The 23,184-nt window shown below is 73.8% G+C and carries 24 protein-coding genes and 1 pseudogene; 12 read left to right on the forward strand and 13 right to left on the reverse strand.

What is annotated here, in order from left to right; translation table 11 throughout:
• Positions 1–15 precede the first annotated feature (15 nt).
• Complete coding sequence (locus tag ACYVO2_RS06685) at positions 16–633, reverse strand: dihydrofolate reductase family protein (RefSeq protein ID WP_461006662.1); 618 nt, start codon at positions 631–633, stop codon at positions 16–18.
• Positions 634–963: 330 nt separating this feature from the next.
• Between ACYVO2_RS06685 and ACYVO2_RS06690 the strand changes: the two genes are divergently transcribed.
• The 4 genes from ACYVO2_RS06690 to ACYVO2_RS06705 all read left to right on the forward strand — a co-directional run bounded on the left by ACYVO2_RS06690 (position 964) and on the right by ACYVO2_RS06705 (position 6,435).
• Positions 964–1,614 (forward strand): carbonic anhydrase, encoded by a 651-nt coding sequence (locus tag ACYVO2_RS06690; RefSeq protein ID WP_461006663.1) that lies wholly within the window; start codon positions 964–966, stop codon positions 1,612–1,614.
• A 302-nt stretch (positions 1,615–1,916) separates the two neighbouring features.
• Positions 1,917–2,813 (forward strand): alpha/beta hydrolase, encoded by an 897-nt coding sequence (locus ACYVO2_RS06695; protein ID WP_461006664.1) that lies wholly within the window; start codon positions 1,917–1,919, stop codon positions 2,811–2,813.
• A gap of 71 nt (positions 2,814–2,884) precedes the next feature.
• Complete coding sequence (locus ACYVO2_RS06700) at positions 2,885–4,723, forward strand: ABC transporter ATP-binding protein (RefSeq protein WP_461006665.1); 1,839 nt, start codon at positions 2,885–2,887, stop codon at positions 4,721–4,723.
• Entirely contained in the window at positions 4,720–6,435 is a 1,716-nt protein-coding gene (locus tag ACYVO2_RS06705; RefSeq protein ID WP_461006666.1) for an ABC transporter ATP-binding protein, read from the forward strand. The genes ACYVO2_RS06700 and ACYVO2_RS06705 overlap by 4 nt, the downstream gene beginning before the upstream one ends.
• Here ACYVO2_RS06705 and ACYVO2_RS06710 read toward each other — a convergent pair.
• The 3 genes and pseudogenes from ACYVO2_RS06710 to ACYVO2_RS06720 all read right to left on the reverse strand — a co-directional run bounded on the left by ACYVO2_RS06710 (position 6,387) and on the right by ACYVO2_RS06720 (position 7,524).
• Positions 6,387–6,854: a cytidine deaminase family protein gene (locus ACYVO2_RS06710; RefSeq protein WP_461006667.1), complete on the reverse strand. Its 468-nt coding sequence runs from the start codon at positions 6,852–6,854 to the stop codon at positions 6,387–6,389. The two genes, ACYVO2_RS06705 and ACYVO2_RS06710, sit on opposite strands and share 49 nt — an antisense overlap.
• Positions 6,855–6,943: 89 nt before the next feature.
• Positions 6,944–7,079: pseudogene (locus tag ACYVO2_RS06715) on the reverse strand (AraC family transcriptional regulator); the annotation flags it as partial.
• 34 nt (positions 7,080–7,113) lie between these two features.
• Positions 7,114–7,524, reverse strand: a complete 411-nt coding sequence (locus tag ACYVO2_RS06720; protein ID WP_461006668.1) for a VOC family protein — start codon at positions 7,522–7,524, stop codon at positions 7,114–7,116.
• A gap of 227 nt (positions 7,525–7,751) precedes the next feature.
• Here ACYVO2_RS06720 and ACYVO2_RS06725 point away from each other — a divergent pair, with 227 nt between their 5' ends.
• The gene (locus ACYVO2_RS06725) at positions 7,752–8,606 is read left to right on the forward strand and encodes an SDR family oxidoreductase (protein WP_461006669.1); all 855 of its coding nucleotides are present in this window, start codon (positions 7,752–7,754) and stop codon (positions 8,604–8,606) included.
• A 181-nt stretch (positions 8,607–8,787) separates the two neighbouring features.
• On the opposite strand, the gene ACYVO2_RS06730 is transcribed toward ACYVO2_RS06725, so the two are convergent.
• Both ACYVO2_RS06730 and ACYVO2_RS06735 read right to left on the reverse strand, forming a co-directional pair.
• Entirely contained in the window at positions 8,788–9,369 is a 582-nt protein-coding gene (locus ACYVO2_RS06730; protein ID WP_461006670.1) for a DinB family protein, read from the reverse strand.
• Between the two features lie 229 nt (positions 9,370–9,598).
• Entirely contained in the window at positions 9,599–10,171 is a 573-nt protein-coding gene (locus ACYVO2_RS06735) for a GNAT family N-acetyltransferase (RefSeq protein ID WP_461006671.1), read from the reverse strand.
• A 123-nt stretch (positions 10,172–10,294) separates the two neighbouring features.
• Here ACYVO2_RS06735 and ACYVO2_RS06740 point away from each other — a divergent pair, with 123 nt between their 5' ends.
• Positions 10,295–10,699 carry a hypothetical protein gene (locus tag ACYVO2_RS06740; RefSeq protein ID WP_461006672.1) on the forward strand — a complete coding sequence of 135 codons (405 nt, stop codon included), beginning with the start codon at positions 10,295–10,297 and terminating at the stop codon, positions 10,697–10,699.
• Between the two features lie 144 nt (positions 10,700–10,843).
• Positions 10,844–11,323 (forward strand): nuclear transport factor 2 family protein, encoded by a 480-nt coding sequence (locus ACYVO2_RS06745; RefSeq protein WP_461006673.1) that lies wholly within the window; start codon positions 10,844–10,846, stop codon positions 11,321–11,323.
• Positions 11,324–11,628: 305 nt separating this feature from the next.
• Here the strand turns inward: ACYVO2_RS06745 and ACYVO2_RS06750 are convergent, their stop codons facing one another.
• Both ACYVO2_RS06750 and ACYVO2_RS06755 read right to left on the reverse strand, forming a co-directional pair.
• A complete protein-coding gene (locus ACYVO2_RS06750; RefSeq protein ID WP_461006674.1) occupies positions 11,629–13,677 on the reverse strand; it encodes an NAD(+) synthase in 2,049 nt (682 codons plus the stop codon).
• Between the two features lie 197 nt (positions 13,678–13,874).
• Complete coding sequence (locus tag ACYVO2_RS06755) at positions 13,875–14,312, reverse strand: Lrp/AsnC family transcriptional regulator (RefSeq protein ID WP_461006736.1); 438 nt, start codon at positions 14,310–14,312, stop codon at positions 13,875–13,877.
• Between the two features lie 97 nt (positions 14,313–14,409).
• Between ACYVO2_RS06755 and ACYVO2_RS06760 the strand changes: the two genes are divergently transcribed.
• Positions 14,410–15,327, forward strand: a complete 918-nt coding sequence (locus ACYVO2_RS06760; RefSeq protein WP_461006737.1) for an SMP-30/gluconolactonase/LRE family protein — start codon at positions 14,410–14,412, stop codon at positions 15,325–15,327.
• Positions 15,328–15,470: 143 nt separating this feature from the next.
• Here ACYVO2_RS06760 and ACYVO2_RS06765 read toward each other — a convergent pair whose 3' ends face one another.
• Positions 15,471–15,821 (reverse strand): winged helix-turn-helix transcriptional regulator, encoded by a 351-nt coding sequence (locus ACYVO2_RS06765; RefSeq protein WP_461006675.1) that lies wholly within the window; start codon positions 15,819–15,821, stop codon positions 15,471–15,473.
• Positions 15,822–15,870: 49 nt separating this feature from the next.
• Between ACYVO2_RS06765 and ACYVO2_RS06770 the strand changes: the two genes are divergently transcribed.
• Complete coding sequence (locus tag ACYVO2_RS06770; protein WP_461006676.1) at positions 15,871–16,755, forward strand: NAD(P)-dependent oxidoreductase; 885 nt, start codon at positions 15,871–15,873, stop codon at positions 16,753–16,755.
• A gap of 26 nt (positions 16,756–16,781) precedes the next feature.
• Here ACYVO2_RS06770 and ACYVO2_RS06775 read toward each other — a convergent pair whose 3' ends face one another.
• Both ACYVO2_RS06775 and ACYVO2_RS06780 read right to left on the reverse strand, forming a co-directional pair.
• Positions 16,782–17,891: a sensor histidine kinase gene (locus tag ACYVO2_RS06775; protein WP_461006677.1), complete on the reverse strand. Its 1,110-nt coding sequence runs from the start codon at positions 17,889–17,891 to the stop codon at positions 16,782–16,784.
• A complete protein-coding gene (locus ACYVO2_RS06780) occupies positions 17,888–18,643 on the reverse strand; it encodes a response regulator transcription factor (RefSeq protein ID WP_461006678.1) in 756 nt (251 codons plus the stop codon). Before ACYVO2_RS06780 ends, ACYVO2_RS06775 begins: the two co-directional genes overlap by 4 nt.
• Positions 18,644–18,944: 301 nt before the next feature.
• Here ACYVO2_RS06780 and ACYVO2_RS06785 point away from each other — a divergent pair, with 301 nt between their 5' ends.
• Positions 18,945–19,238, forward strand: coding sequence for a zinc-ribbon domain-containing protein (locus tag ACYVO2_RS06785; protein WP_461006679.1), 294 nt, complete (start codon positions 18,945–18,947; stop codon positions 19,236–19,238).
• 124 nt (positions 19,239–19,362) lie between these two features.
• On the opposite strand, the gene ACYVO2_RS06790 is transcribed toward ACYVO2_RS06785, so the two are convergent.
• The gene (locus tag ACYVO2_RS06790) at positions 19,363–20,046 is read right to left on the reverse strand and encodes a glycoside hydrolase family 11 protein (protein WP_461006680.1); all 684 of its coding nucleotides are present in this window, start codon (positions 20,044–20,046) and stop codon (positions 19,363–19,365) included.
• 587 nt (positions 20,047–20,633) lie between these two features.
• Here ACYVO2_RS06790 and ACYVO2_RS06795 point away from each other — a divergent pair.
• Positions 20,634–21,281, forward strand: coding sequence for a dihydrofolate reductase family protein (locus ACYVO2_RS06795; RefSeq protein WP_461006681.1), 648 nt, complete (start codon positions 20,634–20,636; stop codon positions 21,279–21,281).
• Between the two features lie 67 nt (positions 21,282–21,348).
• On the opposite strand, the gene ACYVO2_RS06800 is transcribed toward ACYVO2_RS06795, so the two are convergent.
• Entirely contained in the window at positions 21,349–22,326 is a 978-nt protein-coding gene (locus ACYVO2_RS06800; RefSeq protein WP_461006682.1) for a zinc-binding dehydrogenase, read from the reverse strand.
• Positions 22,327–22,453: 127 nt separating this feature from the next.
• Here ACYVO2_RS06800 and ACYVO2_RS06805 point away from each other — a divergent pair, with 127 nt between their 5' ends.
• A complete protein-coding gene (locus ACYVO2_RS06805; protein WP_461006683.1) occupies positions 22,454–23,086 on the forward strand; it encodes an alpha-ketoglutarate-dependent dioxygenase AlkB in 633 nt (210 codons plus the stop codon).
• Positions 23,087–23,184 lie beyond the last annotated feature (98 nt).

Genomic DNA, 23,184 nt, shown 5'->3' on the forward strand with positions numbered 1-23,184 from the left:
CTGCCGGTGGATCGGCTACCCGGCGGAGGACTCCGGCGTGCCGGGGCGCCGGTCGTAGGTGAGGAAGGCCGCCCCGTTGGGCAGGACGGTGTGCCCGCTGAGGTTCCAGGCGCTGGGCGCGAACGGTGTGGTGGTGGCGAACAGCGGTATTCCCGCGCCGATGGTGAGCGGGCTCAGCTTCACGATCATGCGGTCGATCTCGCCGTACAGCGCCCCGGCGAGCCCGGCGCCGCCGACCAGCCAGATGTCCTTGCCGTCCTCCCGCTTCAGCTTGCGCACCGCCTCCACCGGGTCGTCGGCGACGAGTTCGACCCCGGGGTCGGGGCATTCGCGCATCGTCCGGCTGAAGACCAGGTGCCGCAGGTGGGGGTAGGCGTCGGTGACGCCCACCGCGAGGCCGATCTCATAGCTCTTGCGCCCTTCGACGACGGTGTCGAAGCGCGTGCCCTCGGCGGTGATGCCGAGTGCGGCCCGGGCCGGGCCGGGCAGGGTCTCGGGGTATTCGGCGATCAGGTGCTGGATGTAGTCCTCCGAGGGTGCCCAGAAGCCGCCGGGGCCGGTGGGGTCGGAGCCGTCCGGGCCGGCGATGAAGCCGTCGAGGGTGGAGGCGATGAGGTACACGAGCTTTCGCATGGGGATCCTTCGTCGGTTGCTTTGTCGGTTGATCGACGGCCCGGAGCCGGTGGTGCGGTGCGGTCGCCGGAGGAGTCTCCCGCGGTGAGGGTCCGCTCCACGGCCCGCGCGATCAGCTCAGGCGCGGTCCCGTGCCCTGCTGAGGCCTGGTCGGCTTGAAGTACTACAAGCAAAGCACTACATATGAACCACGTCAAGCGAAGTACTTCAAGCGATGTGCCCACCGGTGGGCGCCGCCGTGCGGCCGGCCGGGCCACCCCCGGTCACCGCACCGCTTCGCGGGGTGCCCCCCGCGAAGCGGTGCGGCGGGTCTGGCCTTACCCTGCGGCCATGACTGACACACCGCCGTTGACTCCCTCGGAAGCCTTCGAACTGCTGCTGACCGGCAACCGGCGCTTCGTCGCGGGCGCGCCGCAGCACCCCAACCAGGACGCCGCGCGCCGCGCCGAGACCGCGCCCGCCCAGCGCCCGTTCGCGGTGCTCTTCGGCTGCTCCGACTCACGCCTGGCCGCTGAGATCATCTTCGACCGGGGTCTCGGGGACCTGTTCGTGGTCCGCACCGCGGGCCATGTGGCGGGATCCGAGGTACTGGGCACCATCGAGTACGGCGTGAGCGTGCTGGACTGCCCCCTGGTGGTGGTGCTGGGCCACGACTCGTGCGGCGCGGTCGCCGCCGCGCGCGCCGCCGTGTCCGACGGCGTCGCCACCACCAGCTATGTGCGCGACGTCATCGAGCGCGTCACGCCCAGCATCCTGGCCGCCCGCGCCGCCGGGCTCACCGAGGACGACGACATTCTCGCCGAGCACATACGGCACACCGTCGATCTCCTGCTGGACCGCTCCCGGGTGCTCTCCGACCAGGTCGCCGCCGGGCGCACCGCCGTGGTGGGCCTGTCCTACCGGCTGGCCGACGGCAGCGCCCGGGTCGTCACGACCCGCGGCCTGCCGACGGACGCTGCCGCGCCGGGCCCGGACGCCTGAGCGACTGCCCCGGCCGCCGGCGGCCGGGACGGTGATCGCCCGCCGGGCCGGGCGGCGGTGGTACGTCGCCCGGCCCGGCGCTCCCGGGTTCCGGCGATGCGGGCGATCGCGGCCACGTCGGCGTTGTCGCGCGCGGCGGCGGGGGTGTCCGCCGGCGGGGCCAGGGCGCCCGGGTGGTCGTAGGCGATGCGAACCACGAGCCCGCCCCGCGGGGGAAGACGCGACGATCGACGCGTGATCCGGGCGGGATGCCCGACGGATGGCGGGTGATCTTCGGGGGAGCGGCCGCGAGGATGGCCGCCATGGATCCCGAACTGGAAGCCTTCCTCCCGCTGCTTCCCTCGATCGACCTGGCCGACCCGGTCACCGCGCGCAGGAAGTACACCGAGGGTGCCGCCGCCAGGCCCGCGCCGGACGTCGCGGGCATGGTGATCGAGGACCGCGCGGTGCCCGCCGAGCCGGACGTGCCGGTGCGGATCTACCGCCCGCACCGGGCGCAGGGCGCCGTGATCTGGCTGCACGGCGGCGGATGGGTCGTCGGCGATCTGGACACCGAGCACCTCTGGGCCGCCCGGATCGCGGACCTCTCCGGCGCGGTGGTGGTCTCGGTGGGCTACCGGCTGGCCCCCGAGCACCCGTACCCGGCCGCGCTGGACGACGTGTACGCCGCGCTGGCCTGGACCCACGGGCACGCGGCCGAACTCGGCGTGGACCCGGAGCGGATCGCGGTCGGCGGGCACAGCGCCGGCGCCAACCTCGCGGCCGCGGTGGCGCTGCGGGCACGGGACGAGCAAGGACCGCCGATCCGCTTCCAACTGCTCAACGAGCCCCCTCTGGACGACCGGCAGGAGACCTGGTCGGCGCGGAACTTCACCGACACGCCCTGGAGCGACCGCGGCCAGGTCACCGCCTCGTGGCGGCACTACCTGGGCTCCGCGCCCGCCACGCCCCACGCCGCCCCCTCCCGCGCCACCGACCTGTCCGGCCTGCCGCCGGCCTACGTCGCCACCGCCGAGTTCGACCCGAACCGCGACGAGGACATCGCCTACGCGCTGCGCCTGCTCCAGGCGGGCGTCTCGGTGGAGCTGCACCAGTGGCCGGGGACCTTCCACGGGTCGCAGGCGCTGTGGTCCGCCGAAGTGTCGCAGCGGCAGATCGCCCAGGTCGGCGCCGTGCTGCGCCGCGCCCTGGCCGAGTGAGGCGGCCGTGGCAGGCCGCGACGGGACGGCGATGAGGGACGGCGATGGGGGAGAGCGAATGAGGAGGAGCGATGACAACCGTTGACCTCGCCGAGGCGAGGGGGCAGTCCGCGCCGCCGCCGGACGCCGGCCCCGCGGCGGGGCGGAGCACGGCGGGGCTGCTCCGTCCCCACCTCGGGAGCTTCGCCGCCGTGGTGGCCCTCCAGGTGATCGGCGCCGCCGCGGGTCTGGCGCCGCTGCTGGCGGTCGCCGAACTGGGGCGCACGCTGCTGTCACCCGGCCCGGTCGATCACGGCCACGTCTGGTGGGTCGTCACCGCGGGTGCGGTCGGCCTGTTGGTCCGGCTGCTGTTCACGGCCGCGTCGTCCGCGATCGGGCACCTCCTCGACGGCCGGGTGCAATTGTCGTTCCGTCGGCAACTGGCCGCGCGGCTGGGCCGCGCACCGATCGGCTGGCTCTCCCGGCGCAGGACGGGCGAGCTGGCCAAGGTCGTGGGGGAGGACGTGAGCGCCGTGCACCCGTTCATCGCCCACACCCCGGGCGAGCTGGTCTCCGCGTTCGTGGTGCCGCTGCTGTCGCTGGTGTACCTGTTCACCGTGGACTGGCGCCTCACCCTGATCACGCTGATACCCGTGGTGCTGGCGGTGGCGCTGGTCCCGCTGATGATGACCCCGGCCCGGCTGCGCGAGCAGGAGGAGCTCGACGCCGCCATGGGACGGATCGCGAACTCGGCCGTCGAGTTCGTCCAGGGCATCTCGGTGGTCAAGGCGTTCGGCGGGGGCGAGCGGGCCCACCGCAGCTTCGTCACGGCCGTGGACGATTTCACCGGCGCCTTCTCCCGGTGGGTGCGCGGCCTGTCCGGGATCGCCGCGGGCATGCAGTTGGCGCTGTCGCCGCCGTTCGTGCTGCTGGTCGTGCTGACCGGCGGCACGGCCCTGATCACGAGCGGCGGCCTGGCCCCGGCCGACCTGCTGCCCTTCCTGCTGCTCGGTCTTGGACTGACCGCTCCGGTGGCGGCCCTCGGCCACGGCTTCGACGACATCCAGGCCGCCCGGCGCGCCGTCGGCCGGATCGGGGAGGTGCTCGCGGTGCGGCCGCTGCCGGAACCCGCGCACCCGGTCGCCCCGCGGGGGCACCGGGTGGAGCTGCGCGACGTCCGGTTCGGCTACGAGGCCGGCCACGAGGTGCTGCGCGGGATCGACCTGGAACTCGAACCGGGCACGGTCACCGCGCTCGTCGGGCCGTCGGGAAGCGGGAAGTCCACGCTGGTGCGGCTGTTGCCGCGGTTCTTCGACCCGACCCACGGGTCGGTCCTCCTCGGCGGTGTCGATCTGCGCGACATCGGCAGCCGGGAGCTGTACCGGACGGTCTCCTTCGTCTTCCAGGACACCTTCCTGCTGCGCGCCTCGATCGCGGACAACATCGCGCTGGCGGTGCCGCGGGCCGGACTGGACGACGTGGTCCGGGCCGCCCGGCAGGCGAGCATCCACGAACGGATCCTCGAGCTGCCGCGCGGGTACGAGTCGGTGATCGGTGAGGACGCCGGGCTGTCGGGGGGCGAGGCCCAGCGGATCTCGATCGCCCGCGCCCTGCTCGCCGACGCGCCCGTCGTGGTGCTCGACGAGGCGACCGCGTTCGCCGACCCGCGGACGGAGCAGGCGGTGCGCCGGGCCCTGGCGGCGCTGAAGGGCGACCGGACAATGCTGGTGATCGCCCACCGCCCGGAGACGATCGCCGACGCCGACACCGTCGTGATGCTGGAGAACGGCACCGTCGCCGAGCGCGGCACACCGGCGGAGCTGCTGGCGCGGGACGGCAGGTTCGCCGCGTTCTGGCGCTCCCACCGGTCGGCGGCCGCCGACCGGACCGAGACCCACGGCGGCACACGGCAAGGAGACGAGCCCCGATGATTCGCATGCTGCTGCGTGTGCTGGGACACGAGTACGCCCGGCCGGTGCGGCGCACCGTGGCCCTGATGACGGCCGCCGCGGTGGCCGAGGGCCTGTCCTACGCGCTGCTGGTTCCCGTGCTGCGGGAGCTGTTCGGAGACGCGCCGGAGGACGCCTGGCCGTGGCTGATCGCGTTCGGGGCGGCGGTCGCGGTCTACGCGGTGCTGCGCCTCGCCGGCGACCGGTCCGGCTTCCGGGTCGGGACCACGCTGCTGCGCGGCGTGTACCGCCGGCTCGGCGATCACCTGGCCCGGCTGCCCCTCGGCTGGTACGGCGCGGGCCGCGTCGGGGAGGTGTCCGTCCTGGCCGGTCGCGGCGTCCTCCAGGCGATGAGCGTCATCGCGCACCTGCTGGCCCCGCTGATCTCCGCCTGTGTGACTCCCCTGACGATCGTCGTGGTGATGCTCGCCTTCAGTTGGCAGATGGGGCTGGCCGCGCTGGCCGCCGCACCGGTCGTGGCGGCGGTCCAGATGCGGACGGGACGCTCGACGGCCGCCGCCGACGCGGAGCGCGTGCGACGCGACCAGGAGGCCACCGAGCGGGTCGTCGAGTACCTCCGGGCCCAGCCGGTGCTGCGGTCCGGCGGGCGGACCGCGGAGCGCTTCGGATTGCTCGACGACTCGCTCCGGCGGGTCCAGCGGGCGTCCCGCCGTTCCGCGCTGTCGGCGCTGCCCGGCGCCCTGGGTCTGACCCTTACGGTGCAGGCGATGTTCACCGGGCTGCTGTTCCTGGGCGCCGCGCTCGCGCTCGGCGGGGACATCGGGGTGGCGGAGGTGCTGGCGATCCTGGTGCTGGCCGCCCGCTGCGCCGATCCGCTGCTGTCCCTCTCGGACATCGGCGGCAGACTCCGCGGGGCGCGTTCCGAGCTGGCGAGGCTCGACGCGGTGCTGCGCGACGAGCCGCTGCCCGAGCCCAGCGAACCGGTCCGGCCGGAACGGCACGACCTGGAGTTCGACTCCGTCACCTTCCGGCACGGCGACCGCACGGTGCTCGACGAGGTGTCGCTGCGCGTGCCGCAGGGGCAGCGGCTCGCCGTCGTCGGGCCGTCGGGCGCGGGCAAGAGCACCCTGCTCCAGATGCTCGCGCGGTTCCACGACGTGGACGCGGGCGCGGTGCGCGTGGGGGGTGTGGACGTGCGCGCCATCGACACCGAGGGGCTGATGGCGCGGATCGCCATCGTCTTCCAGGACGTCTACCTCTTCGACGGCACGATCGAGGAGAACGTGCGCCTGGGCCGTCCCGACGCCGAGGACGCCGAGGTGCGGGCGGCGGCCGCCGCGGCACAACTGGACGAGGTGGTCGAGCGGCTGCCCGGCGGATGGGCCACCAACGTCGGCGAGGGCGGCGCGCTGCTGTCGGGCGGTGAGCGCCAGCGGGTCTCGATCGCGCGGGCGCTGCTGAAGGACGCGCCCGTCGTGCTGCTGGACGAGGTGACCTCCGCGCTCGACCCGGTGAACGAGGCGGCGGTCCACGAGGGGATCGAGCGCCTGATGCGGGGCCGGACGGTGGTGATGGTGGCGCACCGGCTGCGGACCGTCCGGCGCGCCGACCGCATCGTGTTCCTGGACGGCGGCCGGATCGTGGAGGAGGGCGGCCATGAGGAGCTGCTGTGCCGCGGTGGCCGCTACGCCGAGTTCTGGGCGGCGTCCGGGTCGAGCCGGTTGCCCGCGTGACCGTCTCCCTGGTGGTCGGCCCAGATGTAGCTCTCGGGGAGCAGGTCGGTGAGGGGGACGGTGCGGACGCGGTCGTCCCGGCCGACGATGACGCGCAGGGCCGGGAAGTAGTCGAGCAGCACCTGGCGGCACCGGCCGCACGGTGGGACGACGCCCCGGTCGCGGTCGCCCACGGCGACGATCGTGTCCAGCTCGTAGGCGCCCTGGGCGGCTGCCGCGCCGATGAGGACCAGCTCGGCGCAGGGGCCCCCGGTGAAGTGGTAGGCGTTGACGGCGGTGATGATCCGCCCGTCCCCGGCGCGGGCCGCGGCGGCCATCGTGTGACTGTCGCCCCGGCATCGCGTGCGCGCGACGTCGGCCGCGGCCCGGACGAGTTCGTGGTCGACGTCGTGGGTGTGGGTGTGGGTGTGGGTGCTCATCTTCCCTGCCTCCGTGCGGTGTCAGGCCACGCTGGCCCGCGTGACGGCGGTGCGCAAGCGATCAAGGACGGTGGCCCGCCGGGCCCGCACGCCGCGCGGGCGAGCGCCTCGACGTCCAGCGGCCGCGCGTACTCCCGGTCGATCCGGTCGCGGACGCGGCGCAGTCGCACCAGGTCGCTTCGCCACCGCGCCTCGGTGAGCGCGCCCCCACGAGGGGTGACACATGACAGGGCTCCCTTCGTCGCGCGGTGCCGGCGGTTCAGCGGAGCTCCTGGATGCGGACCAGGTTGCCCGCGGGGTCGCGGAAGGCGCAGTCGCGGATGCCGTACGGCTGCTCGGTCGGCTCCTGGACGAGCTCGGCGTCGCGGGCCCGGAGTCTTTCGAAGGTGCCGTCCAGGTCCCGGGTGGCCAGCAGGATCCAGCCGTAGGTGCCCTTGGCCATCATTTCGCGGATGGTGCGGCGCTCATCCTCGGTGACCCCGGGGTCGGCGGCCGGCGGCGCCAGGAGGATGGAGGTGTCGGGCCGGCCGACCGGGCCGACGGTGATCCAGCGCATGCCGCCCTGCCCGACGTCGCTGCGGACCTCGAAGCCGAGGGCGTCGCGGTAGAAGGCCAGGGAGGCGTCCGGGTCGGTGTGCGGGAGGAAGCTGGTGTGAATGGTGATGTCCATGACGATCATGCTAGGCGCGGCCCCGCGCCCCGCCCTTCTTGATCCCTGACCCAGCGGCCCCCCGCTTCCCGCTCCCGCCCCACGGCCGCGTCCCCGCGCCGCGCGCCTCGGGGCGGGCGGCGCGGCGTCGTGGTAAGGATCGACGACGGGCAGCGGACGTTCCCGCGCGCTCGCGGGGGAACACTCCCGAGGACCCCGAGCCCCCGCACAGGCAGGAGATCCGCCCGATGGCCGCCACCGATGTCACGTACGCCGTCACCGGCGCCTCCGGCCGCCTGGGCGGGCGCGTCGCCCGCCGGCTGGCCGCGGCCGGCATCCCGCAGACCCTGCTGGTCCGCACCCCCGGGCGGGCGCCCGACCTGCCCGGCGCGACCGTCGTCCCCGGCGCGTACGGCGATCACGACGCCGTCGTGCGGGGCCTGCGCGGCATCGACCGCGTGCTGATGGTCTCCGCCGCCGAGTCACCCGACCGGCTGCGGCAGCACCGCGCGTTCATCGACGCCGCCGCCGAGGCCGGGGTGCGGCACCTGGTGTACATCTCCTTCTACGGGGCGGCCCCGGGGGCGACCTTCACCCTGGCCCGCGACCACTGGCACACCGAGCAGCACATCCGCGCCAGCGGCCTGAAGCACACCTTCCTGCGCGACAACCTGTACGCCGACTTCATGCCCGCCCTCGTCGGCGCGGACGGGGTGATCCGCGGCCCCGCCGGCACCGGCCGCGCCGCCGTGGTGGCCCAGGACGACATCGCGGACGCGGCCACCGCCGTCCTCACCCACGCCGACGAGCACGTCGGCGCCCGCTACGACCTCACCGGACCCGAGTCCCTCGGCCTCGCCGACATCGCCGCCGTGCTGAGCGAGGTGACCGGCCGCACCGTCACCTACCACGCCGAGACCGTCGAGGAGGCCTACCGCTCCCGCGCCTCCCACGGCGCCCCCGACTGGCAGCTCGACGCCTGGGTCTCCACCTACACCGCCATCGCCGCGGGCGAACTCGCGGGCGTCACCGACGCCGTCGAGCGGCTCACCGGCCACCCCGCCACCTCCCTCGCGGACACCGTCCGCGCGGGCCGGCCCTAGGGCCTGTCGTCACATCCCCGTCGTCGCCCGGAGGGCGGCCTCGCGGCGTCCGGTGCGTGCTCTCGGCGTGCCGGGCGGAAGTCCTCGTACCGGGTCGTACTCGGGCTTTCGCCCGGCGCGGCGAGAGTGCGTGCCGGGCGTCGCGAGGCAGACGGGGATGTGACGACAGGCCCTAGACGCGTCACGCCTCCCGGGCGGCGCGCTCCAGTCGGCTCCGGTGCTCCTCCCACCACTGCGCGTCGCCCGGCGGCATGCTGGTGTTGCCCTGGTTCATCCCCACGGCGCCGTCCATGAGCTCCCGCAGCACATCGGCGTGCCCGGCGTGCCGGTGGGTGTCGGCGATCACGCGCACCACGGCGTGGTGGAGCGTCACCTCGTCCCGGCCGCCGGGCCACCACGGCACCCTGCCGACCGTGTCCAGCGGCAGCGCGTCGATCGTGGCGTCCGCGTGCGCCCACGCGCGGCGGTAGAGCTCCACGATGTGCTCACGGGACTGGTCGGCCGTGGCCCACATGTCCCCGTTGGGCTCGGCGTCGTCCTCGAGCCAGGGCAGCGGCTCACCGGACGGCCGTCCGAAGGTGTCGCCGAGGTAGCCCAGCTCCACACCGGCCGCGTGCTTCACCAGGCCCAGCAGGTTGGTGCCGGTCGGCGTCAGCGGGCGGCGGACGTCGTACTCCGAGAGCCCTTCGAGCTTCCACAGCAGGGCGTCGCGGGCGGACTGGAGGTAGAAGCGGAGGTCGGCCTTGGGATCCGGTGCGGTCATGGCCCCAGTCTGCCGTCCACACGATCTTCGGCCACCGTTTTTCCCGCCACGGCATCGGCCGCCGCCCCGGACGCCCCTCACGACTCGGCGGCCCTCCCGTGTCGCCGCCCTCTTCGAGTCTGTCGTGGTGAGCGGGACGGCGCTCGTGATCGGGTGGCACGACACCATCAACGGCGGCTCGTGCGGGGCGAGGTCGACTGCGAACTGTGACCGCCCCGCGGCCGACCGGTCAGCGCAGGTCGAGGCGCATCAGGATGCGGGGGTGACCGGCCAGCACCGAGGTGGTGTCGGCGGCGTGGACGAAGCCGGCGCGTTCGAAGTTCTTCCGGATCCCGGCGTACGCCATCGTCATGTCGACTTTGGCGTCACCGTTGTCGAGGGGGTACGCCTCGATCGCCGGTGCGCCGTGGGCGCGGGCGAACTCGACCGCGCCGGCGATGAGGGCGTGCGAGATGCCCTTCTTCCGGTGGCCGGGGCGTACCCGGACGCACCACAGCGACCAGACCGGCAGGTCGTCGATGTGCGGGATCTTGCGGTTCCGCGCGAAGGAGGTGGCCGCGCGCGGGGCCACGGCGGCCCAGCCGACCGGTTCCTCGCCGTCGTAGGCGAGCACGCCCGGAGGCGGTTCGGCGCGGCACAGCTCGGCGACGTACTCACCGCGGGCCGGCCCGCGAAGCTCGTTGTTGAGGCGGGAAGGGATCCGGTAGCTCAGGCACCAGCAGACGTTGGCTCCGGGTGACTTCGGGCCGAGCAGGGTGCGGACATCCTCGAAGACCGCAGCCGGGCGAACATCGATGGCCATGGCTCCACGATGTCACGGCGCGCACGGCGACGCCGCACGGGTCCGGTGCGCCGTCCCGCCGGCCCGCCGGCCCTCGGGCGGGCCGGGTGAGCCATGCGTCAGAATCGAACGTACGATCGATTCGTGAGTGGAGAGGAGCGGGTGGCGGAAGTCCGGGACCGGCAGGTGGGTGTGGCGCCGGTGGCGATCCTGCGGCTGCACGACGGGCAGGTCGTGGACGTCGCTGTGCTCGCGCGGGTCCTCGAGGACGACGGGCGGTGGTGGTACCGCGTCTCCCTCGACCTGCCCATGCGGGTGCAGGGGCCCGACGGCCGGCTGAGCTGCGAACCGTCGCCGGTGGAGTTCCAGGCCCCCGCGGACCGCGTCACCGCCCGGCCCGACCAGGACTACACAGCCGTCCCGACCGTCCGCTCCCCCGCCGCACTGCGCGCCTTCCGCGGGCACCGCCCCCGGCGCGGACCGCGCGGCGGCGCGTCGGCGGCCCCGCCCGATGCGGCGGCCCGGCGTGGCGCCCTGCCCGAGCCGTGACCTCGCAGGCCGGGCGCGTGCTGCCGCCCGGGTCCCCGCAGCCCTCCTCGACCGGGTCGGTTGGATCGCGGCCCGGCGGGGTACCGGGGACCGAAGGCGGGGGCGAATTTACATGATCATGACAGACAGAGAGGTCTCCCAGGTATGGACGCCGACACCCTCGCGCGGCAGCTCCGCGCCCTGGCCGAACGCACCGAGATCACCGAACTGCTCGACCGCTTCGAGCGGTCCCTGGACGAGCGCCGCTACGACGAGGACTGGGCCCGCGCCTTCCTCACCGAGGACGTCCTCGCGCGGCTGCCCGGCGGGACCTTCCGCGGGCGCGACGCCTTGCGGGGCCACCTCCGCGAGGTGATGGCGCTGTTCGACCGGACGATGCACGTGAACACCAACGCCGTCGTCGAGACCGACGGCGACCGGGCCACGGCGCGCGGCAGCCAGATCAGCACGCACGTCCTGGCGGACGGCTCGGAGGGGGTGTTCATCTCGGCCGGCCGCACCGAGATCGAGCTGGCCAGGACCGCGGAGGGCTGGCGGATCAGCGCGGTCTCGCTGCACCAGGTGTGGACGCAGGGCACCCCGCCGCAGCCGACCGAGGCGCAGGTCCCCGTGTTCGCCAGGTGACGCCTCCCGGCTCGGCCGCGCGGCGGCGGGCCCCCGCGGGCGACCTGCCCGGGCGTCTCGCCCGCCGCGTGCGCGCGGCGCCGCTCGCGCCGCGGGGCGGTCCGGCTGTGCGCCCGTCAGCCGACCGGGCGGTGGAAGGCTGACGGGAGCCGGCCCGTGGCGACCGGACGGGCCGCACCCCCGTCGTCCCGCCCGGTCGCTGCCACGGTGAGTCAAGAGTGACCCCTCGGGGGGGCGCTGTCACACGCTGGTCCGCTCAGCGGAACGGGCGGTGCGGAGGCGCCTCCCCCGCGGCCCCGCACCGGCTACTCCTCGGCGCGCGCCACGTCCCACCGGGCGAGGTCCCTCAGCCAGGTCCGCGCCGTGCTGTCGGAGGGCGCCCGCCAGTCGCCGCGGGGCGAGAGGGAGCCGCCGGCCACCACCTTCGGCCCGTTCGGCATGGCCGAGCGCTTGAACTGCGCGAATCCGAAGAAGCGGCGGCAGAAGGTCTCCAGCCAGTGCCAGATCGTCGGCAGGTCGTACGCCACCCGCTCGGCCTCGGGGAACATCGGCGGCCACGCGCCGGCGTCCCGGTCGTGCCAGGCGTGCCAGGCCAGGAAGCCGATCTTCGACGGCCGGAAGCCGTGGCGCAGCACGTGGAAGAGGGTGAAGTCGTGCAGCGCGTACGGGCCGATCTTGGACTCGGTGGACTGGAGCTCCTCCCCCGGCACCAGTTCGGGGCTGATCTCCGTGTCGAGGATCGCAGCCAGCGTCTCGTTGGCCTCCTCATCGAACTGGCCGCTGCCGATCACCCACCGGATGAGGTGCTGGATGAGCGTCTTCGGCACACCGGAGTTGACGTTGTAGTGGCTCATCTGGTCGCCGACGCCGTAGGTGCACCATCCGAGGGCCAGCTCGGACAGGTCTCCGGTGCCGAGCACGATGCCCCCGCGCTGGTTGGCCAGCCGGAACAGGTAGTCGGTGCGCAGCCCGGCCTGCACGTTCTCGAAGGTGACGTCGTACACCGGCTCGCCGGACGAGAACGGGTGGCCCATCTCCCGGAGCATGAGCCGGGCGGTCGGCGTGATGTCCAGCTCGGCCGCGGTGACGCCGAGCGCGCGCATCAGCTTGTGGGCGTTGCCCTTGGTGTGCTCGCTGGTGGCGAATCCGGGCAGGGTGAACGCCAGGATGTCGCTGCGCGGGCGGCCGGCGCGGTCCATCGCCCGGGCGGCGACGATCAGGGCGTGCGTGGAGTCCAGGCCGCCCGACACCCCGATGACGACCTTCGGGTCGCCGATCGCCGCCAGTCGCTGCTGCAATGCCGCGACCTGGATGTTGTACGCCTCGTAGCAGTCCTGGGCGAGCCGGGCGGGGTCGGACGGCACGAACGGGAACCGCTCGATCCGGCGGCGCAGCCCGAGGTCGGCCGTGGGCGGGTCGAGCCGGAAGGTCACCTGCCGGAAGTCGCCGGTGCGCGCGGCGTGGGCGCGGCGGTTCTCGTCGAAGGTGCCCATCCGCTGCCGCTCCTGCCGCAGCAGGTCGAGGTCGAGGTCGGCCACCGCGTACTGGTCGCCCTGCGGGAACCGGTCGGTCTCGGCCAGCAGGACGCCGTTCTCGTAGATCATGGTCTGGCCGTCCCAGGACAGGTCGGTGGACGACTCGCCCAGCCCGGCCGCCGCGTAGACGTAGGCGGCGAGGCAGCGCGAGGACGCCGAGCGGCACAGCAGCCGCCGGTCCTCGGCCCGTCCGACCGTGATCGGGCTGCCGGAGAGGTTGACCAGGACGGTCGCGCCGGCCAGCGCCGCCTCCGCGCTCGGCGGCACCGGCACCCACATGTCCTCGCAGATCTCCGCGTGCAGCACCAGGCCGGGCACGTCCTCGGCGGCGAAGAGCAGGTCCACGCCGAACGGCACGGTCGCGCCGCCGACCCGGATCGTCCCGCCGCGCTCGTCGTCACCCGGGGCGATCTGCCGCCGTTCGTAGAACTCGCGGTAGGTCGGCAGGTAGGACTTCGGCGCGACACCGAGGACGCGCCCGCGGTGCACGAACACCGCGCAGTTGTGGACCCGGTTGCGGTGGCGCAGCGGGGCGCCGACGACGAGCACCGTCAGCAGGTCGGCCGACCCGGCCACCACGGTGTCGAGCGCCGCCTCGACCTCGTCGAGCAGCGCGTCCTGGAGCAGCAGGTCCTCGATCGAGTAGCCGGTCAGGCACAGTTCGGGGAACACGGCGACGGCGACCCCCTCCCGCGCGCACCGGCGCCCCTGCCGCAGCACCGCCTCGGCGTTGGCGTGCGGCTCGGCGATGGCGGCGTGGCCGGTGCACGCGGCGACACGGGCGAAGCCGTGCTGATAGATCGACCAGAAGTTACCCATGCGAAGGCCCCTTTCCGGGCTCCATGCGACTTCGGACACGTCAGTCGGGCACTGAGCGCGAGTCGGCTTCCTGCTGTTTCCAGAGCCTCGGCGGGGGAGGCGTTCACGGTGGGAGGGCGTCCCGGCACCCGGCGGCGTCGGCCGACCGGGGCGTCGGTCGGCGGTGCCGGCCGGCCGGAGGGGGGCGTTGTGAGGTGTCAGTCGGCGCGGACCGGCCTTTCGAAGAAGGTCTCCAGCACGACCGTCGCCTGCGTCCCGCTCACGCCCTCGATCGCGTAGAGCCGCCGCAGGACGTCCTGCAACTGCTCCGTGGTGGCCGTGCGCACCTTCACCAGGACGGAGGCGGTGCCCGCGATGACGTGGGCCTCCTGGATCTCGGGGATGGCGGCGAACGATTCGCTCGCGTCCCCCATCCAGGCGGTGGAGTCGACCATGACGAAGGCGAGCACGCCCCGCCCGAGGGCGGCCGGGTCGACGTCCACGGTCGTGTGGCGGATGACGCCGCGTTCGCGGAGCTTGCGCACCCGGTCGTGAGCCGCGCCGGCCGACAGGCCGACCGCCTTGCCGAGCGCCGCGTAGGCCTGTGTGGCGTCGCGCTGGAGCTCCGCGATCAGCGCCCGGTCCACGTCGTCCACGATTCCCTTGACCATCCCCATGCCTCCACCATATCTGGTTCGGACACACTATGATCATAGCGAATGACATTCGACCGTGGACGGGGAGAAGCTGACCATGCCCGGCAAGATCGTCAACAATCTGTACGAGATCCTGGACGAGCGCTTCCGCACCGAAGGCTGCGCCAACGGCGACTCACGGCTCGAGCGGCTGCACGCCGACTGCCGCTGGGCCGAGGGGCCGCTGTACGTGCCCGCCTGGCGGCAGGTGATCTGGAGCGACATCCCCAACGACCGCCTGCTGCGCTGGGACGAGACGACCGGCGCGGTCGGGGTCTTCCGCTCCCCCGCCGGGTACGTCAACGGCAACACCCTCGACCGCGAGGGCCGGCTGGTGAGCTGCGAGCAGGGCAACCGCCGGGTCACCCGAACCGAGCACGACGGCCGCGTCACCGTGCTCGCCGACCGCTTCGAGGGGAAGCGCTTCAACAGCCCGAACGACGCGGTCGTGCGCTCCGACGGCTCCGTCTGGTTCACCGACCCGGACTTCGGGATCACCAGCGACTACGAGGGGCACCGCGCCGAGAGTGAGATCGGCACCCGCGACGTCTACCGGATCGACCCCGTGACCGGCGAGGTCCACCGGGTCGCGGACGGCTTCGACGGACCCAACGGCCTGGTGTTCTCACCGGACGAGAAGCGGTTGTACGTCGCCGACTCCAGGGCCGCGCGGATCCGCGTCTTCGACGTGACCGAGGACCGCGCCCTCACCAACGACCGGGTCTTCGCCCAGCGCACCGACGGCGGCTTCGACAACATCCGCTTCGACGACCAGGGGCACCTGTGGGCCGCCGCGTTCGACGAGGGCGTGCACTGCTACCACCCCGACGGCACCCTCCTGGGGAAGCTGCGCGTGCCCGAGCCGGTCTCCAACGTCGCCTTCGGCGGCCCGAAGAACAACCAGCTCTTCATCACCGCGACGACCTCCCTGTACTCACTCATGCTGTCCGTGACCGGCGCGCCCCGGGTGCGGTGACGCGCCGCGCGCTCCGGCTCCCCGCACCGGAGTGGCCACTTTTTTGTGGGTACTTGGCGGCGGGCGGCGGCTGGGGGACTCTGGTGCGGGGACGGCCGGCAGGCCGAGGGAACCGGAGGAACGCGGGGTGACGGAGCGATGTTTCAGGAGGCCGACTCGGCTTCGGTGAGCTTCTCCAGACGGCGGTGGCCCCAGTCGGCGAGAGGGGCCAGCGCCTCGGAGAGTTCCCGGCCGAACGGGGTCAGGGAGTAGACGGTCTTCAGCGGAAGGACGTCGTGCACCTCCCGGTGCACCAGCCCGTCGGCCTCCATCTCGCGGAGCGCCTGAGTCAGCACCTTCTCGCTGAGGCCCGGCAGCCGCCGGCGCAGCTCGCCGGGGCGGTGCGGGCCGGACTCCAGCAGCCAGAGCAGGGCCGTCTTCCACTTGCCGTCGATCACGGCGATCGCGGCGGTCACGCCACAGACATTCGGGTCTTGGGCACGGCTGCGCGTCATTTCAGTCCCATTTGTCGTTGTTCTTTTGCATATGCACAGGAGTTGAGTCATGTCTTCACACACCGAACAGTCTGCCGTCACAGTGCTCGGTCTCGGGCCGATGGGCCGGGCCCTGGCCGGGGCGTTCCTGGACGCCGGTGTGCGCACCACCGTCTGGAACCGGACGCCGGGACGGGACCGGGAGCTGGTCGAGCGGGGCGCGGTCGGCGCCGCTTCGGCCGAGGAGGCCGTCGCCGCGAGCGGGCTGATCGTGGTCTGCGTGGTGAACTACGACGCCGCGGACGCCGTGCTGCGGCGCGAGGCGGTCAGGGACGCGCTCAAGGGCCGCACCGTGGTGAACCTGACCGCCGACACGCCGGACAGGGCCAGGGATGCCGCGGCGTGGGCGGCCGAGCACGGGATCGGCTATCTGGACGGCGCGATCATGACGCCGACCACCACCATCGGAACGCCCGACGCGGTGTTCATCCACAGCGGGCCGCCGGAGCTCTACCGGGAGCACCAGCCCGTGCTGGACCTGCTGGGCGGCACCCACACCCACCTCGGCGCGGACATCGGCCGGGCGGCCGCGTACGACATCGCCCTGCTCGACATCTTCTGGACCGCGATGGCGGGCTACGCGCACGCCCTGGCGGTGGCGAAGGCCGAGGGTGTCACCGCGCGGGAGCTGGCCCCGTTCGCCCAGGGCATCGGCGCGATCCTGCCGCCGATCTTCGAGGGGCTCGCCGAGGCGGTGGACGGCGGCGACTTCTCCGGCGAGGACAACCCGATCACCTCCGCGGCCTCGTCCATGGCCCACATCGTGCACGCCTCCGAGGCCCACGGCATCGACGCGGGCGTGATGCGGGCCGCCGAGGGCTGGGCCCGCCGCGTCATCGGGCAGGGCCACGGCACGGACGGGTTCATCCGCGTCACCGAACTCCTGGGCCGCTGAGGCCGCCCCGCCGGGGCGCGGCGGGGTCAGCGGGCCGCGGGCAGGGTGACCTCGAACCGGCAGCCGCCGGGGACGTTGCGCACCCGTGCCCGCCCCGCGTGGGCCTCCACGATGCCGCGGACGATGGCCAGGCCCAGGCCGGCGCCGGCGGGCGGGGTGCGGGCCCCGTTGCCGCGCCAGCCGGTGTCGAAGACGCGGGGCAGGTCCTCCTCGGGGATGCCGCCGCAGTTGTCGGTGACGCTGAGCACCACCGTGTCGGCCTCGCGGCGGGCGGCCACGGCCACGGTGCCGTCGGCGGGGGTGCGGCGGATCGCGTTGACGAGCAGGTTGCCCAGCACCCGCGTCATCTCCCTGCCGTCCACCTCCACCGGCACCGGCTCCACCCCGTCGCCGACGAGCCGCACCCCGTGCTCCCGGGCCAGCGGGTCCACACCGGCGAGCGCGTCCCCCACCAGGTCGTACACCGACACCCGCGTCAGGGACAGCGACAGCGCTCCCGCCTGGATGCGGGACAGTTCGAACAGGTCGCCCACCATGGCGCTGAGCCGCTCGACCTCGACGCGGATCTGCTTGTGGTAGCGGGCCGGGTCGTCCACGACGCCGTCCTCCAGGGACTCGGCCATGGCACGCAGCCCGGCGAGCGGGGTGCGCAGGTCGTGGGAGATCCAGGCGACCAGTTCCCGGCGCGAGCCCTCGAGGGCGCGTTCGCGCTCCCGGGACTCGGCGAGCTTGGCGCTGGTGGCGGCCAGCTCGTGGGCGAGCGCGGACAGTTCCGCGGTGGCGGGCCCGGCCGGTGCGGCGAAGGAGCCGTCGTCGCCGAACGAGCGCGTCGCGGCCGTCAGCGCCCTGCTGCCCGCCACCACCCAGCGGCCGAGCAGCAGCGCGGTCCCCAGCGACACCACGGCGGCCACCGCGCACACCATGGTGACGACCTTCAGGTCGTGCGAGGACAGGAACATCGCCCACGCCACGGCCAGCGTCCCGGCGAGCATCGCGGTCACGGCGACCCCGACGACCACCGCCAGGGACACGGCGAGGGAGCGGCGGCGCAGGGCGCGCAGCGCGGCGACGCCGACCAGGCCGGCCCCGGCCGCGCCGAGCGCGGCGAACATCGCGATGAGCAGCAGGTCCTTCACGGGCGGGCCCCGTCGGCGGGCTCGGGGCGCGGCAGCGGGTCGAAGCGGTAGCCGACGCCCCACACGGTGGTGATCAGGCGAGGGCTCGCCGGGTCCCGCTCGACCTTCTCGCGCAGGCGCCGCACGTGCACCGTGACGGTGGACAGGTCGCCGAACTCCCAGCCCCACACCCGGCGCATCAGCTCCTCGCGGCGGAACGCCCGGCCCGGGTGGCGCAGGAAGAACTCCAGCAGGTCGAACTCGCGGACGGTCAGCGCCAGCTCGCCTCCGTCGCGGGTGGCGCGGCGGGCCACCGGGTCCAGGGTGACGCCGCCGCCGCGCAGCAGCGGCTCGGGCTCGGCGGGAGGGTGGGCGGCCCCGGCGCGGCGCAGCACGGACTGCACGCGCAGCACCAGCTCGCGGGGGCTGAACGGCTTGGTGACGTAGTCGTCGGCGCCCACCTCGAGCCCGAGCACGCGGTCGTCCTCGTCGCCGCGCGCGGTGAGCATGATGACGGGCACGGGGCCGCCGCGCCGCAGCCTGCGGCACACCTCCAGGCCGTCCAGGCCCGGCAGCATCAGGTCCAGGACGACCAGGTCGGGCCGGTCGGCCGCGGCACGCTCCAGGGCGGCGGGACCGTCGGCGGCCGCGTCAACGGCGAAGCCCGCCCGCTCCAGGTAGCCGACGACGACCTCGGCGACGGTGGGGTCGTCGTCCACGACAAGGACGCGGCGGGCCGGGGGCGGTGTCGGTGGCGGAGAGGGTGCCGTCATGCCGCCGAGTGTGGCACCGCGGGGGCGGGCGGCACCGGGTCCGGGGGCGGCCGGGGGGCGGACGTCCGCGTTCCGTAAGGGCCTCGCGGGCCTTTTGTCCGGTGCGCCCGCATTCCCGTGCGGGCCCGCATTCCCGTGCGGGACGTGCCGGCCGCCCCGACCGGCCTCGGCCGCCCCGCGCCGGGCGTGGCCGGCGGTCCGCGGGCGTGGCGCGCACGGCGTGCAGGAGACTTGCCGGTGAGCGCACTCGTCGCTCACCGGCCACGTGCCGGCCGGCACCGACCCGGGAAGGACCCACAGCATGATCATCTTCGGCACCAAGGGATACCTGTACCAGCTCGCGATACTCACGCTGGTGTGCGGCCGCTGCGGCAACCCCTCCGCGCACGCGCTCAGGAAGCGGGTCACGAAGTTCACGCTGTTCTTCGTGCCGCTGTTCCCGTTCTCGACGAAGTACATGACGCAGTGCACCTTCTGCGGCGCCGAGCAGAACGTCACCAAGGAGCAGGCGGATCAGTTGCAGGCGCACGCCGCGAGCGGCCACGGCGGTCAGCCGTACGGGCAGCCGCAGCAGCAGCCCCACCAGCGGCCCTGACGATCGTCTCCCTCGCGGACGGGCCGCCCGTGCGGCCCGCCGCCGGCGCCGAGGACAGTGCGGCGCGGCGGCCGGGGGCCGCCGCGCCGCCGGTGCGGTGGTCAGCTCGGGAGCGGCACCGCGCTCACCACACCGTGATGTTGGAGTTCCCGCTGCTCTGGTAGCCCTCCGTGGCCATGATCATGTAGTACCTGAAGCTGCCGAGGCCCATCCCGGCGCGGGCCCACGCGTCGAAGTGGTTGCCCGTGGTGATGCTGCCGCCCGTCCGCCTCGCCTGGCGGACGCTCCAGAACTGCGGGAAGGTCCTGGTGCCCTCGACGGACGGCGCGTTGTAGCGCATCGTCTGGTAGATGTCGTACGTGCCGCCGTCGGTGTTGACCGTGCCCCGGTGTGTTCCCGTGGGCCGGTAGGTGCCGAAGTTCTCGACGACGTAGTACTCGACGAGCGGGTTGGACGTCCACCCGTACAGACACAGGTAGCCGTTGCCGGACGGGTTGAAGCTGCCCGAGTAGTTCACGGTCCTGCGGCTGCCGTTGGCCCAGCCCTTGCCGGCGACGTAGTTGCCGGTGTTGCGCCACGAGGTGCTGTAGTTGCCGCCGGACCCCAGGGTCATGGAGACCGTGCCGGGGGCGTCGGTCCAGAACGAGTAGTAGTACCCGTTGTGGGTGCCCGTCTGGTTGTTCGTGATGGTCTGGGCGTTGGCGGTGTCGGGCAGCATCGCCGCGGACGTGACCAGCGCCAGGGCGCCGGCACGGCCGATGAAGCGCCTGCGGCTGAGCTGGTGCGCGAAGGCGTTGTCCAGGTTCATGCTTCCTCCTCGTGGCAGGCCGGTGGGAGGCCAAGGAGCGTGGACGTCCCGGTGGGCCTGTCGGTGGCCGTGGGGTGACGCCGACCGCACGGCGGCGTCGTGCAACGCTGCGGGGCATGGCCGGTCGTCATAGGACGGACGACCGAAGGATCGGGTCGGATGGCGACCCGGATCGGCGGTGGTTCAGGTCTGCCGATGCCGACAGTTTTGGTCCGGGCATGTCATGTGTCAACAGTTTCCGCACGGATTCCGAAACATTATCTTGATCAGGGGTGAACGAAGTGCGCGACCTTCCTGGTCAAGTGGCGTCTCCGGCGGCACGGAGTCGAATTTCGACGGGGGAGGCGTCGATCCCGGAGGCCAAACGTAGGCCAACGTTGTCGAAAGTTTCGATATTTTTACCGATCATGCCGAGGGTCGCCGGAGACGGGCGGCCCGGGCCCGGCGCAGGTGAGAGGGGATGTCCCGAGGCGGCCGAGGACGGTTTCCGGATGGTCGGCCACGCGGAGGACCAAGGCCCGGCGGCGGCGATGAGTTTCCGCGGTCCGGACGGTCTTCACCGTTGTCGACAACCCAGGAGGGCACACGTGCAGCAGTTGCTCAGAGTGCAGAACTTCAACGTCTCGGCCGACGGATTCGGCGCCGGTGAGCACCAGAGCCTGGAGAGGCCGTTCGGCCACGCCGACCCCGGGGACATGTTCGCCTGGGCCGGCGCCACGGCGAGCTGGCCGAGGCGCACCGACCCCGGGGGCAGCCGCGGCCTCGACGACTACTTCACGCGGGACTTCGCACGCAACATCGGCGCCGAGATCATGGGCCGCAACAAGTTCGGGCCCCAGCGCGGGCCCTGGCGGGACCACGAGTGGCACGGCTGGTGGGGTGAGGAGCCCCCGTTCCACACCCCGGTGTTCGTCATGACCCACCACGAGCGTCCTTCGTTCACGCTCTCCGACACCACGTTCCACTTCGTCGGCGGCGACCCGGCAGCGGTGCTGGAACAGGCGCGGGAAGCGGCGCGGGGCAAGGACGTCCGGCTCGGCGGCGGGGCCACCACCATCCGGCAGTTCCTCGACGCCGACCTCGTCGACACCATGCATGTGGCGGTCTCGCCGCAGGTGCGGCTCGGATCCGGGTCACGGCTCTGGGAGTCGCCCGAGGAGCTGCTCGACCGGTTCCACCTCGAGATCGTGCCCAGCCCGAGCGGCGTGCGGCACCACCTGTTCTGGCGGAAGTGACACCGGGGCCCGCCCGGTGACGCGGGCGGGGCCGGCCCGGTGACGCGGGCCGGCCCCGCCGCCCGGCTCAGAGCAGCAGCAGGGTCTTCCCCACGGCGGTGCGGTACTCGATCGCGGCGTGCGCGTCGGCGGCGCGCTCCAGCGGGAAGGTCTGCCCGATGACCGGCCGGACGACCCCCGCCGCCGCCTGCGACATCATCCGCTCCGCCCGCCGCACCGCGTGCGGCGGGAAGTCGAAGAGCTGCTCGATGCCGAGCACCTCCACTCCCCTGTCGCGCGCCCGCTCGGGATCGATCCGCGTGACCTCGCCGCTCGCGGCGCCGTGCACCGAGAAGCGGCCGCCGCGGGCCGTCACCTCGAACGCGGCCCGCCCGATGGCGCCGCCGACACCGTCGAACACCACGTCAGGTCCCGCGCCGCCGGTGGCCGCGAGCACGCGCTCGGTCCAGTCCGGTGCCGAGTAGTCGACCACCGCGTCCGCGCCCAGCTCCCGGACCACGTCCAGCTTCCGCGCCCCGCGGGCGGCTCCGACGACGCGGGCGCCCGCCGCGCGGGCGAGCTGCACCAGCAGGCTGCCCACCCCGCCGGCCGCGGCCTCGACCAGCACCCACTCGCCGGGGCGGATCCGGGCGTTCTCGGCCAGGCCCTGCGCCGTGGCGCCGTCGCCGTACAGGGCGGTGGCCTCCGGCAGCTCCAGGCCGTCCGGGACCGGGAACAGCTCTCCGACCTCGGCCACCGCCCGCTCGGCGAAACCCCCGGTGTCCCCGACGTCGGCGACGACGCGCCGCCCCAGCCACGCCGGGTCCACCCCCGCGCCGACCGCGCTCACCCGCCCCGCCACCAGGCAGCCCGGCACGTACGGCAGCGGCGGCCGTTCGTGCCACTGGTCGGTGCCGCGCCGGATCTGCGTCTCGACGAACGTCATGCCCGCCACCGCCACATCGACCACGACCTCGCCCGGCCCCGCCTCCGGCTCGGGCGCCTCACCCGGAACCAGCACCTCGGGGCCTCCGAAACGGACCACCCGGACCACTCGCATGCTCATCGCTCCCGTCCGCCCGCCGACGCGAGCCACCTGAAGCGTGCAACCTCAAGCGAGGTGGAGGTCAACCGGCGAACCCACGGGCCCGCGAAGGAGGTGCCGTCGGGCCGCCTCCGGCTACTGTGCGGGCATGCCCCAGAACCCCGGCCGACTGCCCTCCGGCAGCGGTGACGCATGCCTCTTCGAGCCGTCCGCCGCGGTGCCCGGACTCCGCCGCCTCGCCGACTGGACGAGCCCCAAGGAGGCGGACGCGCTGCTCACGGCCATCGACGCCGCGCCGTGGTCGACGCAGCTCAAGCGGCGTGTGCAGCACTACGGCCACCGGTACGACTACGGCCGCCGCAGCGTGGCAGCGGCCTCGCGGGCCAGCGTGCCGCCGCTGCCTGAGTGGGCACGGCGGGTGGCCGCCCGCCTGGCCGGCGAGGGGCTGATGGACCGGGAGGCGGACCAGGTGATCGTCAACGAGTACCTGCCGGGGCAGGGGATCAGCGCCCATGTGGACTGCGTGCCGTGCTTCGGCCCGGTGGTCGCGGCGATCTCGCTGGGTTCGGGCTGCCTGATGGACTTCACCCATCCCGAGGACGGCGCCAAGGTGGCGGTTCCGCTCGCGCCGGGCAGCCTCCTCGTCATGACCGGCCCGGCCCGGTTCACCTGGCGGCACGCCATCGCGGCGCGCAGGAGCGACCCCGGCCCCGCGGGCCGCGTCCCCCGCGGGCGGCGGGTCTCAATCACCTTCCGCACCGTCGTCCGCCCCGCCCCCTGACCGGCGGCCGGGCAGGGGGTGCCGCCGCCCCGGCGCCCGCGTGACGTGGGCGCACCGGGGCCTCGCGGCGGCGGGCGTGGCGGTGCGGGACGTCCGGG

This window comes from Streptomyces capparidis, from assembly GCF_054782095.1.

Bases quoted from the DNA above. Each gene is read 5' to 3' on its own strand.
- ACYVO2_RS06765 (WP_461006675.1), bottom strand. From the start codon at position 15,821: ATGACGCGCAGCCGTGCCCAAGACCCGAATGTCTGTGGCGTGACCGCC.
- ACYVO2_RS06760 (WP_461006737.1), top strand. From the start codon at position 14,410: ATGCCCGGCAAGATCGTCAACAATCTGTACGAGATCCTGGACGAGCGC.
- ACYVO2_RS06685 (WP_461006662.1), bottom strand. From the start codon at position 633: ATGCGAAAGCTCGTGTACCTCATCGCCTCCACCCTCGACGGCTTCATC.
- ACYVO2_RS06720 (WP_461006668.1), bottom strand. From the start codon at position 7,524: ATGGACATCACCATTCACACCAGCTTCCTCCCGCACACCGACCCGGAC.
- ACYVO2_RS06790 (WP_461006680.1), bottom strand. From the start codon at position 20,046: ATGAACCTGGACAACGCCTTCGCGCACCAGCTCAGCCGCAGGCGCTTC.
- ACYVO2_RS06735 (WP_461006671.1), bottom strand. From the start codon at position 10,171: ATGGCCATCGATGTTCGCCCGGCTGCGGTCTTCGAGGATGTCCGCACC.
- ACYVO2_RS06690 (WP_461006663.1), top strand. From the start codon at position 964: ATGACTGACACACCGCCGTTGACTCCCTCGGAAGCCTTCGAACTGCTG.
- ACYVO2_RS06745 (WP_461006673.1), top strand. From the start codon at position 10,844: ATGGACGCCGACACCCTCGCGCGGCAGCTCCGCGCCCTGGCCGAACGC.
- ACYVO2_RS06780 (WP_461006678.1), bottom strand. From the start codon at position 18,643: ATGACGGCACCCTCTCCGCCACCGACACCGCCCCCGGCCCGCCGCGTC.
- ACYVO2_RS06805 (WP_461006683.1), top strand. From the start codon at position 22,454: ATGCCCCAGAACCCCGGCCGACTGCCCTCCGGCAGCGGTGACGCATGC.
- ACYVO2_RS06700 (WP_461006665.1), top strand. From the start codon at position 2,885: ATGACAACCGTTGACCTCGCCGAGGCGAGGGGGCAGTCCGCGCCGCCG.
- ACYVO2_RS06695 (WP_461006664.1), top strand. From the start codon at position 1,917: ATGGATCCCGAACTGGAAGCCTTCCTCCCGCTGCTTCCCTCGATCGAC.
- ACYVO2_RS06705 (WP_461006666.1), top strand. From the start codon at position 4,720: ATGATTCGCATGCTGCTGCGTGTGCTGGGACACGAGTACGCCCGGCCG.
- ACYVO2_RS06800 (WP_461006682.1), bottom strand. From the start codon at position 22,326: ATGAGCATGCGAGTGGTCCGGGTGGTCCGTTTCGGAGGCCCCGAGGTG.
- ACYVO2_RS06785 (WP_461006679.1), top strand. From the start codon at position 18,945: ATGATCATCTTCGGCACCAAGGGATACCTGTACCAGCTCGCGATACTC.
- ACYVO2_RS06750 (WP_461006674.1), bottom strand. From the start codon at position 13,677: ATGGGTAACTTCTGGTCGATCTATCAGCACGGCTTCGCCCGTGTCGCC.
- ACYVO2_RS06730 (WP_461006670.1), bottom strand. From the start codon at position 9,369: ATGACCGCACCGGATCCCAAGGCCGACCTCCGCTTCTACCTCCAGTCC.
- ACYVO2_RS06770 (WP_461006676.1), top strand. From the start codon at position 15,871: ATGTCTTCACACACCGAACAGTCTGCCGTCACAGTGCTCGGTCTCGGG.
- ACYVO2_RS06725 (WP_461006669.1), top strand. From the start codon at position 7,752: ATGGCCGCCACCGATGTCACGTACGCCGTCACCGGCGCCTCCGGCCGC.
- ACYVO2_RS06710 (WP_461006667.1), bottom strand. From the start codon at position 6,854: ATGAGCACCCACACCCACACCCACACCCACGACGTCGACCACGAACTC.